This window comes from Parapedobacter tibetensis, assembly GCF_024704835.1.
Lineage (GTDB): Bacteria > Bacteroidota > Bacteroidia > Sphingobacteriales > Sphingobacteriaceae > Parapedobacter > Parapedobacter tibetensis.
Window position 1 is genome coordinate 426741 of sequence record NZ_JAMXBE010000002.1, and the last position, 17320, is coordinate 444060.

Annotated in this window: 15 protein-coding genes; 10 read left to right on the top strand and 5 right to left on the bottom strand. The window is 42.5% G+C overall.

Annotation, left to right across the window (positions count from 1 at the left end; all coding sequences use genetic code 11):
- Positions 1-11 precede the first annotated feature (11 nt).
- Positions 12-674: a glycosyltransferase family protein gene (locus tag NF543_RS04315; protein ID WP_257666878.1), complete on the top strand. Its 663-nt coding sequence runs from the start codon at positions 12-14 to the stop codon at positions 672-674.
- Between the two features lie 56 nt (positions 675-730).
- Here the strand turns inward: NF543_RS04315 and NF543_RS04320 are convergent, their stop codons facing one another.
- Genes NF543_RS04320 through NF543_RS04335 form a run of 4 tightly spaced genes read right to left on the bottom strand, consistent with a single transcriptional unit; the run spans position 731 to position 4330 of the window.
- On the bottom strand, positions 731-1459 hold the full coding sequence (locus NF543_RS04320; RefSeq protein ID WP_257666879.1) for a glycosyltransferase: 729 nt from the start codon (positions 1457-1459) through the stop codon (positions 731-733).
- Positions 1460-1473: 14 nt separating this feature from the next.
- Entirely contained in the window at positions 1474-2439 is a 966-nt protein-coding gene (locus NF543_RS04325; protein WP_257666880.1) for a glycosyltransferase, read from the bottom strand.
- Positions 2440-3480: a glycosyltransferase family A protein gene (locus NF543_RS04330; protein ID WP_257666881.1), complete on the bottom strand. Its 1041-nt coding sequence runs from the start codon at positions 3478-3480 to the stop codon at positions 2440-2442.
- A gap of 31 nt (positions 3481-3511) precedes the next feature.
- Positions 3512-4330, bottom strand: coding sequence for a glycosyltransferase family 2 protein (locus NF543_RS04335; protein ID WP_257666882.1), 819 nt, complete (start codon positions 4328-4330; stop codon positions 3512-3514).
- Positions 4331-4573: 243 nt separating this feature from the next.
- Here NF543_RS04335 and NF543_RS04340 point away from each other — a divergent pair, with 243 nt between their 5' ends.
- From NF543_RS04340 to NF543_RS04355, 4 genes are all read left to right on the top strand, one after another.
- Positions 4574-5173 carry a Crp/Fnr family transcriptional regulator gene (locus NF543_RS04340; protein ID WP_257666883.1) on the top strand — a complete coding sequence of 200 codons (600 nt, stop codon included), beginning with the start codon at positions 4574-4576 and terminating at the stop codon, positions 5171-5173.
- Between the two features lie 85 nt (positions 5174-5258).
- Positions 5259-5888 carry an NAD(P)H-dependent oxidoreductase gene (locus tag NF543_RS04345; RefSeq protein WP_257666884.1) on the top strand — a complete coding sequence of 210 codons (630 nt, stop codon included), beginning with the start codon at positions 5259-5261 and terminating at the stop codon, positions 5886-5888.
- A gap of 1 nt (position 5889) precedes the next feature.
- The gene (locus NF543_RS04350; protein ID WP_257666885.1) at positions 5890-6339 is read left to right on the top strand and encodes a DMT family transporter; all 450 of its coding nucleotides are present in this window, start codon (positions 5890-5892) and stop codon (positions 6337-6339) included.
- Positions 6336-7058 (top strand): GNAT family N-acetyltransferase, encoded by a 723-nt coding sequence (locus tag NF543_RS04355; RefSeq protein ID WP_257666886.1) that lies wholly within the window; start codon positions 6336-6338, stop codon positions 7056-7058. Before NF543_RS04350 ends, NF543_RS04355 begins: the two co-directional genes overlap by 4 nt.
- Positions 7059-7124: 66 nt before the next feature.
- On the opposite strand, the gene NF543_RS04360 is transcribed toward NF543_RS04355, so the two are convergent.
- Positions 7125-9869, bottom strand: a complete 2745-nt coding sequence (locus NF543_RS04360; RefSeq protein WP_257666887.1) for an outer membrane beta-barrel protein — start codon at positions 9867-9869, stop codon at positions 7125-7127.
- A 508-nt stretch (positions 9870-10377) separates the two neighbouring features.
- On the opposite strand from NF543_RS04360, the gene NF543_RS04365 reads away from it, so the two are divergent.
- From NF543_RS04365 to NF543_RS04385, 5 genes are all read left to right on the top strand, one after another.
- Positions 10378-10608 carry a hypothetical protein gene (locus NF543_RS04365; protein ID WP_257666888.1) on the top strand — a complete coding sequence of 77 codons (231 nt, stop codon included), beginning with the start codon at positions 10378-10380 and terminating at the stop codon, positions 10606-10608.
- Between the two features lie 197 nt (positions 10609-10805).
- Complete coding sequence (locus tag NF543_RS04370) at positions 10806-12815, top strand: glycoside hydrolase family 97 protein (RefSeq protein WP_257666889.1); 2010 nt, start codon at positions 10806-10808, stop codon at positions 12813-12815.
- Positions 12816-12948: 133 nt separating this feature from the next.
- Entirely contained in the window at positions 12949-14436 is a 1488-nt protein-coding gene (locus NF543_RS04375; RefSeq protein WP_257666890.1) for an NUMOD1 domain-containing DNA-binding protein, read from the top strand.
- Between the two features lie 100 nt (positions 14437-14536).
- Positions 14537-15052: a hypothetical protein gene (locus tag NF543_RS04380; protein ID WP_257957432.1), complete on the top strand. Its 516-nt coding sequence runs from the start codon at positions 14537-14539 to the stop codon at positions 15050-15052.
- Between the two features lie 887 nt (positions 15053-15939).
- Positions 15940-17244 (top strand): spondin domain-containing protein, encoded by a 1305-nt coding sequence (locus NF543_RS04385; protein WP_257666891.1) that lies wholly within the window; start codon positions 15940-15942, stop codon positions 17242-17244.
- The last annotated feature ends 76 nt before the right edge of the window (positions 17245-17320 follow it).

Sequence of the window (17320 nt, forward strand, 5' to 3'; positions counted from 1 at the left end):
AACAATAACATATGATCGGGCAACTAAAAAAAAGCAAACAACATTCAGTATTTAAAATTTTTTCATTTTACAATCATTTAGTCAATGCGGAGGTACCTTTATATCAGCAGAAAGTTTTCAATAGCTTTGGTTACAGCATCAACCAGCTTTATAATAATAAATTCAATCATGGTGATTTTTTAAACCATGTTTGTAGGACGGTTACGGATACTGATTATCTAATTATTTTTGATATAGATTGTATACCTGTACATAGGGAGTGGCTCCACATGTTGCTGAAAGATCTTATAAAGCCGAGCACAATTGTTGGCGCTGCTCAAACGGCTAATCACCTTGATGAAGGAAAGAACCTGTATGTTTCACCGTTCTTTTTCGCAATTTCTACAACATACCTAAAGAAGCTCCATTATCCGGATATGCGAATGACCGACCTGATGGATGCAGGACAAAATTTGACGAACGAAATACGGAAGAATGATGGTAATATAAGGTATTGGTGGCCCACTGATATTGAGGAAGAAATGTGGGATTTGTATGATGAGCAACACCCAAAATTCGGATTAGGAACTACGTACAATAATGCGATATACCATGCTTTTTATTCTAGAGATGATCTTTCTTCTAGGTTTATAAGAAAATGTCAGTATATATTAAGACATCAAACTGCCGAATAAAATAAGAGCGGATCGTTATTTATAGTATATTCAGTTGAACGATATGGGATATAGTATTAAAAGGTGTCAGCATTTCCTTTCCAATAGGCTTTAAATTTCCGAAAACGATAACGGAGATAGATCTTCCAACCTAGATATTTCCTAATAAGCGATGATTTGTCTTTCTTTAATTTATAATCTGTTGTATAAGAAGAGTAGCCCTGCAATGCATAATAGGCAATATCAATGGGCACATATTCTTTTTTCAATGATGGGTCACCCCAACATTGCATGTTTAGCACATAATCAGCCAAAACCGGGTATATTGGTTGATATTGGTATTTTTTAAATACGATAGCGGGATATAAAATTGATTGATGGCAGATAATATCCTTAGTCAGGAAATATGGCGTATAAAAGCCTCCAAGTTTTTTATGATCGGTCACACAATTCCCATGGTAAATACTATCTTCCTTTTGCAAGTAAGGTATTAGCTGATTAAAAGAGGCCAATAGTTGATCATCTGCTCCCATAAAATATACCCAACGTCCCTCAATATAACGGAGCGCCTTGTTCATGGCATCATAAATCCCTAAATCTGGCTCCGAGATCAGGACGTCGATATCCCGTTGATATGTTTTAAGAATTTCTAATGTATTATCGGTGCTTTTTCCATCGATTATTATTAATTGCTTCGAGTCTAGGTTCAATGCTAAAATACTTTTAAGACACCTTTCAATGTATTTCGATGCATTATACGTTACGATGATAATACTAATAAGCGGTTTTACATAGGAGTTGGTCATAAAAGCAGTTTAATCTAGTTATATAAAAATCTGCACCTAGAATGATATATCTCGTGAATGATATGTAACTCCTGATCTTTGAAGGATAAAGGTAGAAGAAGACATTTAAGAATAATTAATTGTCTTCTTCTACCTTTTTTATTTAACGATAGCAGATATCTCAACGGTGAAATAATGAATAGCCTAAACCTATTTAATAAAGAAGATTGATAGACCTTTAAAAAAATGTAATACTTCTCAAGCACAGGAAATGAAACATCCCTATTATACATGAGTCGCTTTAAATAGTCATTATTTAATCTATTGGATGGTAAATAGTGATATAGTAAAAGTTGATCCGAATAATAGAGCGTGTATCCGATGAGTTGCAATCTTAAGCAATATTCAGTGTCTTCAGCTATAAGTTTAGCGTCCAAGTGACGATCTATTAATAAACTTGGGTAATGAGCATATAGGTCATTATAAAGTTTGGTTCTGGAACACAATCCCGCCCCCCACAAGTGTTTCGCTTGTACGATGCCGTTAAAAGGGTTTTGCTGCCCGATAGCGTAGTGCTCTTTTACTCGATCAAACCAAGAAGGAAGAGGGGATTGTCCTTCAATCGCTGGCAATGACAGCCCTCCTAATGCTCCGATCTGCTCATCGCTTTCCATTATTTCGAAAGCTATTGCGAGGTAATCGGGCTGAAGAAAATTATCGTCATCACAGATAACGAAGTAACAATATTTCGCGGCTTGTATACCTTTTTGAAGTGCGTAGTATTTGCCCTTGGTTTGCTCAATTAATATACACAAAGGGACTTCAGCTTTCCACTCTTCTTTTACGAGCTGACCAATGTTATCGGTGCTTGCGTTATCTACAAAAATCAATTCCCATTTTAAGTTCGAAGGAACCACTTGATTATTGAGAAAAGATAGTGTCTCTTTTAGGTAAGAACCGCCATTATGGCTGCAAATAATAACCGAAATACCTTTTTCCATTCAGTGACGTAATCTCGAAAGATGAGGACTAGAAGCCTTTCTTAATATCTTATCTATTAAAAAATCTTGCCTATTCCCACCTGTCTTTTTTAACCAATTAAGCAGCAGTCTCTGTCTATCAATGTTCTTTTTTTTCTTATAAACGCGTAATTTTAAGTAGCAACCCAATTTAATAAAGAAATAATGTGTTATTTTTAAATAATGATGTTTATTATTCCATCTTGTTATTTTAATTGCAAGCTGATACTGTGATAATATGTGCCGTGAGTCAATAAAATTCGCGTATAAGGATGTTTTGTATGCGATTGTTAGTTTTTCCTTCGGTATAAAATGAGACAATTTCATGCTTTCATCATAATACAGTCTGTAATTTGCTAAAGTTAATCGATAGCAAAATTCAGTATCTTCAGTTGTCATCACTTGGCTAAACGTTGATTTTAATAATAATGAAGGCCAATTGCTATATATTTCACGATATAACAAGGTTCTCGATGCAAGACCTGCTCCCCATAGATGCCCGTTTGGTGATACATATCCCGTTTGCTTGCATTGAGGCCCTACAGCATAGCCTTCGCAAACTTTAGAAAACCAATTTGGAAACCCTTCGGCAGCGTCTGTAACACCTGTTGCATAACCCCCAACTGCGCCGATAGATGGATTGTTTTTTAAAATATTAAAGGTAGATAAAAGATAGTCTTCATGTAGCCAGTTGTCATCGTCACATATTACAAAAAACTCATAATTAGCATGTGATATTCCTTGCTGCAGGGCATAGTATTTACCAGCTGATGTTTCTACAATTGTTGTAAGTTTAATATTTGGAGGTGCCTTTTTTGCCCAATATGTCTTTGCTATTTTTAAAGAATTATCTGTAGAACTATTATCAATTAATAGAATTTCCCACGAAAATAAACGGTCTGTTTTTTGTTTCATTAAGTGGTCTAAAGTACTTTTAAGTTTTAGGGCGCCATTAAAAGTGCATATAATAACAGATATACCCTCAGAAAGTTTAACCAGATGATTAGCAATTAAAGAGCTCATAAACTGATGGAAATGAATAGACTAGTCTCTGCTATTTAATATATTGCGCTTCTTTATAACCGTTTGTTGAATAGAACGTTTTTTCATTGAAGGTCTTGTCAAAAAGTATCGTGTTGTTTATAAAGTTAGTTCTTGAATAAATTTCATGATCAAGGTGGTAGCATATTGCTGCGCCCTTTATTTTTTTCTTCCTAATACCCGCATTTATTAAACGTTGTGAAAATTCACTGTCTTCCAGGCCCCAGCCGATGAAATCATTGTTATAGCCATTTATTTTAATATAATCTGCTTTCCAGTACGCCATGTTGCATCCACGGGATCTTGATAAAAATGTAGTGCTTGAAGAAAATAATTTAGCTGAAAAGAGGGATCTTAGCGTATTGATTCGGTTTTTGATGCCCGCGGTAAAGAAATTGATATTAATAGAAGCCCCTTTTAGGATTTCTGCTGTTTTATCGGCACCTATTAAAACTCTCCCCCCTTGAATAAATATGCCGGGATTACAGAACCTTAAATGGTCTTCAACGAAAAAACTATTTAAAATAATATCGCCATCTATTTCAATAATGTAATCAGCGGTAATCTTTTTAACGGCCTTGTTTAATATCAAGGATTTTCGGAATCCTAGATCTTCCTGTCGAACATGCATTATTGGAATGTCACGCTGTTTTCTGAAGGCGGTTATTAGCGCAAACGTTTCTGGATCTTTTCCATCTTCCGCTATTACAATCTCATTTGGTTTTACCGATTGCCGGAAAATGCTTCTAAACACCTGGTCTAAATAGTTGCTGTTATTATAAGTTGAAATTAACAGCGCAACGCTGATATCAGATTTTTTAATGTTTCTCATACTTTATTCAAAATAAAAATAGAGAAAAGTTAACTTTGCTTTATTTATGAAAGTCCATTTTTATGAAAAGCAATATGAGCTTCTTTTAATACGCCTTTTTCAAGATAGAATTTATGAAAGTAAATAAAATATGGCATAATGGCAAATAACTTTGTAAGTTACTTAGATTACGGGAGGCTTATATGTCGGGTATTCTTGCTTTAAAACCAATTCTTAACCCCTAATTCATATATTTATGTTATTATGACAGAGAAGACCGAAAATTACATTACAGCTTTTAAATCCTATCTTGATTCCTACGCTCCTATTTCTGAAACATCCTGGTTAAAGGTTGTTTCAATCAGTCAGTTTAAAACATTAAAAAAAGGGGAAGTCCTGCTTCAGGAAGGCACGACAGCTAAAAACATATACTATATCTGTAAAGGTGCATTACGCGCTTACTTTTCAGACATGGATGGGAATAGTTACAATAAGAATCTTTTTATGGAAGGCAATATAGCCGCATCAACAGCGTCCCTGCTGGAGCAAACTCCTTCAAAGTTTACCCTGGAGGCTTTGGAAGACTGTATTTTACTTTATGCCCCTTATAAAAAATACCGCGAGCTCATATTTGAAAACGAAGATCTGAAACGGTATTATATAGCCTATTTGGAAAAAATATGGGTGATAGAAAAAGAACAAAGGGAAATCTCACTAGTCATGGAAAATGCGACAGTGCGTTATCAAAAACTATTGCAAAAACACCCGGATATAGACCGAAGGATAACTAAACTTCATATAGCGTCACATTTGGGCATTACCCCCACACAATTGAGCCGAATAAGAAAAAATCTAAAAAAATAAGCAACATCAACATATGTACATGTTTTAGGAAATTACAGCCTGTAATTTAGCCCCTGTTAAAAATCAATTTTAAAACAGGGAAAATATGTATTTATTAGAAAATTTAAAATGGCGTTATGCCACAAAAAAGTTTGACCCCACACGTAAAGTGTCCGGGGAAGATTTGGGAAAAATTAAGGAAGCGATCCAGTTATCGGCTTCTTCTTATGGTTTTCAATTGTATAAAGTATTGATTATCGAAAACAAAAAAATAAGAGAAGCGCTAAAAAAAGCTTCTTGGAACCAGAGTCAAATTACGGATGCCTCACACCTTATGGTGTTCTGTAATTTTTCAACCGTAGCATATGAACACATTGAAAGTTTTTCATATTTAAAAGCAAAAACCCATGGATTTTCTCCAGAAAAGGTAAAAAATTACGCTACCGGATTGATGGAAGCACTCAACGGAAAATCGGAAATCGAGTTAGCACAATGGACGGCAAAACAAACCTATTTGGCTTTGGGAAATTTATTGGCCGCCTGTGCTGAACTGAAAATAGACGCTTGCCCCATGGAAGGTTTTCAGCCGGAAGCGTATAACGAGATCTTAGGGCTTACTTCATTAGGATTAAACGCCGCTGTGATCGCCCCGATTGGTTACCGATCGGCTGAAGACGCAACGCAATGGTTGCCAAAAGTGAGAAAGCCAATGGAAACACTTTTTGAGGAAATCTGATATGAGCCAACTAAGTTTATCCGTATTAGCTTTTGTCGGGGGAATATTCCTGGCAGCACAAGGAACGTATAATGCACAGCTGGGTGTCCAGCTGAAAAATCCGCTTTTGGCATCGGCTTTGGCATTTTTTTTCAGTACGGTTTTCGCGCTGGTTATTGTCTTATTTACGATGAAAGACCTCCCCAGCCGTGAAACGATCAGGCAGATTCCCATTTATTTATGGTTTACCGGAGGCTTGTTTTGTGTGCTGGGTATCAGCTTGTATTACTACACCATTCCAAAGCTTGGAGTTTCCACAATGATTTCAATCGGGTTATGCGGCCAACTTGTTTTTGCTGTAATCGCAGGGCATTTTGGATGGTTTAACTTTCCGTCAGATCCCATTAACCTAAAAAGGGTCATAGGACTTATATCAATGATCACCGGAGTTTTATTAATCAATTTAAAATGAACAATCAAGATAATATAGACAATCTAGTTTCTTTTTGGAGAGCCGCAGCCACTCCGTTTCAAGCCTATTTCAAAACGCCGGATTTTCATTATTGCCGACTGGATCATTCCGATTGGCCAAACAGGTTGTGGTTTGATCAGGAACCCAAGCAGGATTCCATTGAAGCGGCGTTTCACTTTATTTCCAAAAGCGAAATCCCACTTACCATACCCTATTGGGATGTTTATCAAAGCGATTCTTATCATGAATTAGAAAAGAAAGGTTTTAAAATAGCATCTGAACAAGTGGGCATGGCGCTTAAATTAAACCAATTGTTTCCCTTGAAAAACAACATAACGATCAAATCTGTGTCCACTCCCGTAGAAGAAAAAATATGGGCAGGTATTTATCCTGAATCTTTTGGTTATCGCATTAGTAGAGACATCCTTGCCAACACCCGTAAAGAAATAACATATTATTTAATTTACGGTGAAACCGAACCGATAGGGACGGCCATGGCATACAGTAACAATACAGTCTATGGAATCCATGGAGTTGGCGTTATTCCAAGAATGAGAAGAAAAGGCTTTGCCGAAGAAATCATGAAAATGCTCTTAAATCAGTCATTTAATTTGGGATACGATTATGCGTGTCTGCAAGCGTCAGCCATGGGTAAAGGATTGTATGAAAAACTAGGCTTTGAAGAGCAGTTCGCCATGAAGAATTATATTTTGCCGTAAACTGATAGCAATTTCACCGATTATTTGGACATGGTCGCCATGCATGATCGTGTGTCGGCGACTAGACTAATTATTATGCAGCGTATCATAATCATCCATTGTGGTGCCGCTGCTAAAATGACGGATATTGTATGTAAACGATAGCATGAGGTACCGTTGTAGTACATTGGATTGGGAATCTTCGATATAAGCTTCATTAATGTTGCGCCGGATATTATTGTTCTGCCCCAATAGGTCATAAACATTCAGGCTGATTTCAGCCCATTCGCTTTTTAGCAATTTTTTCCCGATGGACATGTTTACGAGCAAGATACTATTGTCATAGCCTTCGGAAAGCCCGGTGTTAAGCTGATGGTTGATATCCAGCCGATATACGAGGCCTTGCCAAAGGATCCAGTTATAATTGATGCGCGTACTTTGGTTGAAATAATTGTTGCTCAATGCCGGACGGAGCGAATTTCTAACGGTATTATAGGCTGAGCGAGTCCAGATATTGAAGTCAATACGGTCACTTATGTTGCTGCTTAGCGATAAGCCACCGCTATAATGCATCGAGTTTACCGCGTTTACTTCTTCATTAATCATCCCCGGGCTATGGCTATAACGGATACCACCATGGATATTGAAATTAGAAGGGATAAAGCGAACGGGTATGCCGTAATTGAAATACGACCGCAGGTCCCAATATCCATCGAGGTTTACCGGCCGGGTTAGCTGTGAACCACGTTCTAGAACAATGCCTTCGGCAACTTCCGTGGGCTCCTCGGCGATCGTGGTACTGCTGACTACATTGTTCGCAGTGAATGACGATTGGATATGGGCAAAGAAACTCTGCGCTGATTGCGGACTGTAACTTCGGTACCGCAGCCGCAACCTATTGCTGTATGATTGGTCGAGGTTCGGATTTCCTGTGCGGAGATGCAAGGGGTTGGAGTTATCAATGACTCCCTGTAAATCGCCAATAGACGGCGTATTGGTTCGGGCATCGTAATCGAATTCTAAATTCTTGGAGTCCGTGAATTCATAGTCTACCCGGACTGATGGCAATAGGCTTTTGAATGTTCGCTCCAAGATAAACGGGCTAGGAAATTCCTGATCGTTTTTCAACTGGGTATGCTGAAATTCCGCCTCCACTTGTACACGGAGTTTCTCCAGTCGGTATTGGTAGCCCATTTCAGCTTCCTGCGACAGGTACGTGCTGTTGAACGTATTGCTCAATGCGGTATCGAGATGCCTTGAAGTGCCCTCACCGCCTAAATCATCGATGTTATAGGTTAGCTTGTCTGAATCATTGTTATTGTTGCCGATTTCATATTCAAGCTCGATGATTCCGTTTCTACCGATTGGTTCGGTATAGGAGAGGTCCGTTTCCCAAGAAAAGCCCTTGCGGGCCCGCGTCGTATGCTGGTTGATTATTTCTTCACGTTCCTCGGGATCGTAAAACACATTATTCGCTTGCCTATCGGCATCGTCATCATTTCTGTAGTTGCCTGTATGGAGCCCTACCGTAAGGCTTCGACCTTTTTTCCCCAATCGCCGGCTGTAAAACAACCGGTTGTCAAAATCAATATCAGTATTATGGGCTACTAAACCATTTTCTGTTTGATTGACAGGGCCATTTGCTGACACTGTATTCCCACTAAAATACGTGTTTTCCCTGTCTGCTTGTGTCGAAAAATTTGGCCGTATTAAGATTCGGTTGTTACTGTCAATATTGTATTCGAAACGCATATTGAATTGATGCTCCACATTCCTACGTGTATTATTACTCGATTCAGTATAGACCTGTCCATCGTCATCAGGCAGCACATACTCCCTGATCAACGAAGCTTCGCCTACGTTTTTCCGGTGGTTGAAGAGGTAGCTGGCATTGACTTCAATCTTCTCCCCCCAATCATCACTGAAATTCATCCCGATGCGGTTGGTATTGATGATGCCGTTTTGTGGGTGCGTTTCGCCTTGGCTGTTGGGATCGGCAGAATAGTCCATCGCGTTGATGTTGTTAGTCAAGCCGGTTATCGTGATCCGTTGATCTTCATTGAAAGCGTTAACACCAGCCCCTACCGAATACCGATCGGCACTGCCATACCCGGCTGACGACTTTCCGAATACACCTTTCCTGCTATTGGGCTTGGTAATGATGTTGATGGTCTTTTCCCGTTCACCATCGTCAAATCCGCTCAGTTCAGCTTTATCACTCATCTTGTCAAACACCTGGATGCTTTCAATAATCTCAGCAGGTAAATTTTGCAGTGCAGCTTTGACATCTGTTCCGAAAAACGGTTTACCATCAACGAGGATTTGTACGATATTCTCGCCCTGCGCTTGGATGCTGCCATCCTCCGTTCTGATGCCTGGCATTTTTTCAATCAAACTTTGAGCACTGGCATCTTTCATGGTTTTAAACGCAGCGGCGTTAAACTGCGTGGTGTCGCCCTTCTGTTCACCTACGGCGATGCGGGCGTTGATGGTGATTTCCTGAAGCATTCTTGCGCCCGCTTTAAGATACAGTGCACCAACATCAATATGGCGATTGACCTCAACCGGCTTTTCTATTGTTTCATACCCCAAGTATTGCACGTTCAAGATATAGCCACCTGCACGGATGTCTTCAAAATCAAAAGAGCCATCGGAATGTGTCACCATCTCTTGAACCAGCAATGAATCCGTAGCGCTCAAGAGACGGACTGTCACATTCGGAAACGGACTGTTATCGCCTGCATCACGAACGACCCCATTGATAGTATGTTGTTGTGAAAAAGCAAGATTAGAACAACAAAAGCAGAGCATGGTATAAATGAAAAGTCGCATGAAACGGCAGTATTTATTTTAGTATCCATACAAAGTAAATAAATGTTTACGGACTGCGGGCAAAAAGCTGGGGGAAACACCTACTTCGTATCAACTTTGTTAGATCCAGCTTTGAAACCGAGTCATTGAAAGGAAAGCAAGGGCTTCAAAAGGATGGCAGCTGTCAATGATATGCTACAAAACTGAAAATTAGCAGAAAAATTTGGTTTTTAAGAAAGATTGCTTAACTTAAAAATAAGTTGTTGATAGTTATGTAGTTACAATAAAACTATTGATGTCAATTCGGCTGGCAAGTATGTAAATCCCGACCTATGTAGATGATATCCTACAAGGGAAATATGCCCAAATACCCACTTTTGACGTAGGATAATTAACACTAAATGACGATGAAAAGTTAATTTTAGTCATTTTCATCGTGCCCATGCTCAGTATGGTACAAAAAGAAGGCACGCAATTCGCACTCAATTCGTAAGGCATCTTCTTGCTTTCCGCTTAATAATATGATCAGATGAACAGACACTCAAAAATAACTAATGAATTGATTTTTGTACTCTTTGAGGGTTACGAAGGTGGGTATACGGCAATTGAGGGCAATGTGGGGTTAGTGGCAATGGGAGATGACGACACAACACTAGAGGAAGCAGTGCGATACGAGGTTGAAAAGTATTATGGAGGCACTTATCATGGTGTTATACGCATTCGTAAATTAATGGATAAGGTCATTACTATTGCCCAATAGTACATGGCGGAAAAGGCCGAGTGCAATAAGAGCAACCGGGTGCAAGGCGCAAAGTCCCCAAACTTGCTTTTTTGCGTCTTAGCGACTTTGCGTGAAAAATTTGCAAGCCACTAAGGCTCACGTCGCGAGCAATCGAGCAATGATGAATTTCTGTTGTGCACCTAGAGCAACCTAGCTAATAAATAATATATTTGTTTATGAATATATTAACCCTTATTTCTATTATTTCGTGTCTTTCTTTATCAAATGTGGTAAGTGTTGCGCAGCAACCTGTTAGGTTGAAATCACCTAATGGGAATATTGATTTTACATTTCATGTTTCAGGACGTACATTAGCCTATTCTGTTTCTTTTATGGGTGAGCCGTTGGTTGAATCTTCAGAATTGGCGCTCGATTTCCAAAAAGGGGGAGAATTCGGTTCAGATGTGACGCTTTTGACACCCATCTACCGCGAAGATACCGAAATATACAAATTGATAGTGGGCAAAGCTAGCCAGGTTGAGCACCCATATCAGGAAGTACTGATACCCTTGCAAGAGCGTAAAGGAGCAAAGCGACTGGTGAATATTAGGGTGCGGATATTCGATGATGGGCTTGCTTTCCGATATGAGTTTCCCCAACAACCAAATTGGTCGGCCTATACGTTGGTCGATGAACATAGCATGTTTAACGTGGCAGGCGATCCATTGGTCACGGCATTGTTTTCGGGGCATTACAATACTAGTCATGAAGGCCGTTACCATAAGATGCCATTAAAGGAAGTAGCCATCGATACATTGATCGATATACCTGCATTATTTGAGTTTTCTGAAAACAGGTATATGGCCATTACCGAAGCAGGTTTGAGGGACTATGCAGGGATGTACCTGGTGCGGAAAGCAGGGGCAACGCTGGTGAGCCAATTGTCACCATTGCAAGGACAGCAAATGGTGAAGGTAAATGCAACCCTGCCGCACCATACGCCTTGGAGGGTATTGATGATTGGTGATGAGATAGGCAAGCTGTTGGAGTCCCATATCTTGACCAGTTTGAACGAACCTCCCGCAGACATGGATTGGTCGTGGGTCAAACCCGGAAAAACATCCTTCCATTGGTGGAATGGCGATCAAGTACCCGATACCACGTTCGCTCCAGGAGTCAATTTCGAAACAAATAAGTACTACATAGATTTTTGCGCAAGAAACGGGATTGAATATCATTCCGTTATCGGCTATGGTGGGGTATCATGGTATTACAATGACGGATTTAGCTATGCGGATAGTGGGCCGAATGCAGACGTGACCAAGCCCCTGCCATCACTTGAGATAGAGAAAATATGCAATTATGCCGCCCAAAAGGGAGTTGGGATCCACGTGTGGGTACACTGGGAGGCACTGTACCAAAACATAGACGCTGCGCTTTCCCAGTTTGAACGTTGGGGTATTCGCGGCATGATGGTAGATTTTCTGAACCGTGATGATCAGCAAATGGTGAATATACAGGAAGAAATATTGCGGAAATCTGCTAAGCATAAACTATACGTGCAGTTTCATGGCTCATTTAAACCCACTGGCCTGCATCGCACTTATCCCAATGAGTTCACCCGCGAAGGCACGTTCAATTACGAACACAATAAGTGGGGGAAAGATCCCATTAGCCCCGACCACGACTTGGATATTGTCTTTACACGATTGTTGGCAGGGGCTTCGGACTATCATTTGGGTGGTTTCAAGGCGGTAACGGAAGCCGAGTATCGGCCGTTATACACCAAGCCAATGATGATTGGTACACGGTGCCATATGCTGGCGATGTATGTGGTGTTAGAAAGTTATTTGCAGATGGTTGCTGATGCTCCTTCACACTACGAAGGACAGCCCGGGTTTGAATTCCTGCAACAGGTGCCAACGGTATGGGATGAAACCCGTGTGCCAGCCGCGCAGATGGGCCAATATGCGGTTGTCGCCCGTCGCAAAGGAGATGTCTGGTATATCGGTGCGATTAATGGTAGTCAGCAACGAATTATCGGTGTGCCGCTTAGTTTTTTATCCAGTGGTCAGTACCGTGCGGTTCGATATAAGGATGCACCTGATTCGGTTCAGCACCCCAATCAGTTGGTCAAAGAAGAAAGTATAGTAGAAAGCGATGACATCATCCAGATGAACCTGATTGGTGGAGGAGGGGAGGTTTTACAGCTGGAACCCATTGTGTCTGTTGAACTTAACGATTAGCTTGTTCTGTTCCGAACCACGCTCAATTGTCACATCACTGATACGGCAATCTGATAAATGAACCTAATTTTTTGTGTTAATACAATATTTTGTATTTTTACACCATCGTACTGAACCATTCGAAAGCCACTTTATGGAAATAAAGAGATACCCATTCCAAGACCTTTCTACGCCGCTACTACACGGGGAAGAGTGGAAAGACATCCCGAACGCCGGAGGACACTATCAGATTTCAAACAAAGGTAGGGCACGAAGGTTGGCCCACAACAAGAAGACCAAGCAAGGGATAAGCGTGTCATTACCCGCTTTGATTTTGTGCCAACAGGTACAGCCGAGTTACAATTCGTACACGAAAGATTACAGGTTTTACCTGCGCTTTTCCGTCACGATTAACGATAAGCGAATTAAAATCAATACCGCACGATTCGTTTATTATTGCTTCGTCGCGCCTTTCGACCTTAAAAACCTCAACCATATTATCTTATACCGGGATAATGATTCCCTCAATGTGTCCCCAGAAAACCTGTATTTGGGTGATCCCAAGGAAAAGGTTAAACGGATGATTGATAACAACCGCAGCAAAGATATGCGGTCCAAACTAAGTCCTGAAGAGCGCGAAGCCCGACAGCAAGCGCAGAAGAAGCGTAGCCAGGAAAAATCGAACGACAATTTGATTAGCCAATATGACTTGGAGGGCAATCTTATCCGTAGCTATGTCGATGCCGGAGCAGCATCCAAAGCAGTCAAGCTCAGCGCCTCACATATCGGCTCAGCGGCCAAAAACCGGGGCAGGTATACGGCAGGGGGATACCTTTGGCGGCGGGGCAAAGCGCCAATAATCGATATTTCCGAAATTAAAGAAAAACTGGTAGGCATCCAGTCGAAACCGCAAGCCAAAGCCCAATGTATAGGGCAATATGACTTGCAGGGCAAATTGATCCGGACATTCCCCAATGCCCGAGCGGCCAGTTCCCACCTGGGCATGTTGAGCGATTCCAGCATCCGGGCGGCCACCAACGGCAAACAACACACCAGCCAAGGCTTCATTTGGCGCAGGGGCGACGCCCCAAAAATTACGATAAAGAAAAGCACTTCCAATAAGTCTTCCCGTTTTTCTCCGTTGTCCGCTGAGGAGTTGAAAATCACACAGTACGATTTTGACGGCATCCGTATCCGAACATATGCGGGCGTTAATGCAGCCAGTAGAGAAACAGGCATTTCCCGGTCGAGCATTCAACGTGCATTGAAAAAGGAATACGTTACTGGGAGTGGCTACCTGTGGCAGCACGGAGAGGCGCTGCGGATAGACCTCCGCCCGTTTAAGCAACACCCCGGATTTAATAGTTCTGCACTGGGGCGCCATTTGGAGGCTAAGCGGCAAAAAAATCTCGAGAAGATGGCTGGACGGATGGGCGGCGAAATCCGCAGTACGCCGTCACGCTCGGTGATCAGCTTATTGGAGGAAGCAGAGGCCAGAGGCTTCGAAAAAGGGAAAATCATGGTTTTGGATAACCTTATCCATCAGTTTGGTTTCAGTAATGAGGAGGCGGCTCGGGCCGCTGGCGTCCCTGTGGAGCTGGTACAAGGGGTTCGCGAGGCCGTACTTCAGCACCAGAAGTAGGGCAGGCTGGGGGCACTGGAACCGTTCGCATTCCAGCTGGGTTCAGGTACATTTCACCCAGGCCCGGTAATACTTCGACTGGTTTGCTTCCAACATGGCCATGGAACCGTTCGCATTCCAGTTGGGTTCGGGTACATTTCACCCAGGCCCGGTAATACTTCGACTGGTTTACTTCCGACATGGCCATGGAACCGTTCGCATTCCAGTTGGGTTCGGGTACATGTCACCCCAATACCGTCCGTACTCCGCACGGCTTGTTTCCTACATGGCCATGGAATCGTTCGCGTTCCAGATGGGTTCAGGTACATTTCACCCAGGCCCGGTAATACTTCGACTGGTTTACTTCCGACATGGCCTTGGAACCGTTCGCATTCCAGTTGGGTTCGGGTACATGTCACCCAGGCCCGGTAATACTTCTACTGGTTTACTTCCGACATGGCCATGGAACCGTTCGCATTCCAGTTGGGTTCGGGTACATTTCACCCCAATACCGTCCGTACTCCGCACGGCTTGTTTCCAACATGGCCATGGAATCGTTCGCGTTCCAGATGGGTTCAGGTACATTTCACCCAGGCCCGGTAATACTCCGGATGGTTTACTTCCGGCATTCCCATAAAACCGGTTGGGCGTTGCATGGATCCGTTCCGGCGTGGAACGGGTTTATGTCTAGCGCTGTGATGGCACCAAAGCAAATCCAGCTGAAGATTACGCCTAAGCAAAACGCGGGGTGTTACCCAGCGATTTTCTATAGCGACATCGGTTCAACGGTCTTCTATGTCTTCTATTTGATTAAACTGTTGACGTGATCAATGCCGGTGCACTACAAATAGGCTGGGTACCTCTTGAAAATTGGCCAGTGCCTATTGCCTGCGCCGAGGGCTATAAAACAATTGCTTTCTCAAAAAATCCTTCATTTCCTTCTTCAGCTAACCTTCTTGAGCAAGGAGGAATGACCCTTGAAACAGCTACACCCTTTTTGTCGATGCCGCCATAGGCACCGGTGCAGCTCCAAAAACACCGGTTTGCCCTTCATGGGGAAATCGGGTATTCTTTTGCATAAGTATCTCTCAAACACTTTGCCTTGGTGGGAGTGTGGCTGTATACACGTTATGGAGGTAAGCCCACCGGAGATTTTATAGATTCCCCGCACTTACAGCGGCCGAAATGCTGGCCATTCTCGAGGATATCGGCGGCGATGCGCGATTTGAGTTGCAGGAAAATCGGATAATCGTGCGCAAGGCCAATTGAAAGGGGCTATCGCAGCATCAACCTCAAATTAAATCCGAAATTGGCATACGAGAAGGCAATCGGTATTTTTTGCTTTCCACAGACCTGATGGTGCCGCTGGTGTAACGAGCTGTTTTCTTCGTGGCGAATAGGGATTTCCTTTTGGAACAAGACGTGGGGTTTAGCCAACATGTCGGGAAATATTGGTATCTTTCAGGGTGCTTTATCAGCTAACTTTGTCATGTACCCACATATGTTAATAGAAAGGAAAACAACATGACACGAGAAAGAAAAAGAAGCCTAAAATGGCTTTGTTTTGCTGCAATGTCGCTGGTTATCGCAGCCTGTAAACGAGATGATAAAAAGCCAGCTGATCATATGACCACCATCACGGTGGAAAACGTGTTGGACGCGAAGCCCTTGGTTCAGTCAGGCACGTTCATGGGTGAGGGAACACCTCCTGTCGTTTTCCCGGGCCAATCCATAAGCATCCGGTTTTCTGCGGCGATGGGTCAATCGCTGACCTTCACAACGATGTACGGATGGTCAAAAGACCTCTTTTTTGCGCCTGAGAATCCGGGGATTATGCTGTATGATGAGGATGGGACACCCATAGAGGGTGATGTATCATCACAAATAAAGCTTTGGGATAATGGCTCAAAGATAAACCAAGCACCGGGTTCCGATATTGGGGATAAGCCAACAATCGACGAAAGCAAAGCGATTTCGGAAATCACCGGGATGGACGAACAGGGGAATAACTATTTGCCGGCCTCACAGCTTGTTCAGGCCGACCTTAGCTATGATGGTGATTCTTATTTTACACTCACTTTAAAAAATACATCGGGGGGTACAGTTAATGAAACACCACTAAGCCCTGGCGTATGGGCCATTTCGTATGTGGCAGGAGGTGAGTTGCTTACCCCCACCCCCCTATACCATGCTGGCGAAATGACCACCGAAGAGCTTACCCTCCTCGCGGAGACCGGCGACAATACCATGCTTGGTGAACACATTACCGGCATGACCGGTATATTCACACCGCTATCTCCCATCTTGGTGGTCGTGTATAGCGGAGATGAAAATCCGATTTTTATGGAGGGGGAAAAAGATCGCGGCGAAGGATTGAAGGAGCTGGCGCAAATGGGTAGCACGGACATGCTGGTGGCTGCCTTGGAAGCCAAAGTGGCAGTCAAATCCGTATATGTATTGCCCGCCGAAAACACCGGTGTATTGTTGCCCGTTATCAATGGGCAGCCCGGAAGTAGCGTTTCTATGGAATTCACCATAAACAAAGGAGATCGTTTGGCCATTGCCACCATGTATGGGCTTTCCAATGATTGGTTCTTTGCGACACCAGATGAAGGCATAGATGGCATGCGGAAAGGCGATATATCCAATCAAATCATGCTATATGATAATGGAACCGCGGTCAACGAATTCCCCGGTGCGGGGATGTCTCAGGCAGCCATGGGCGGCACACCAATTGCCGAAGATGAGAACATTATGGCTGTACCAAACCCGAATGCCTTTACAACGCTCCCTCAAGTCAAGGATATGGTGCGCGTGAAATTGAACTAGCTTATTTGCCCTAATGCAACGCTATGCAACCCACTTGGGTTGCATAGCGTTGCGTTTGGTTTGTTATCATTGCATA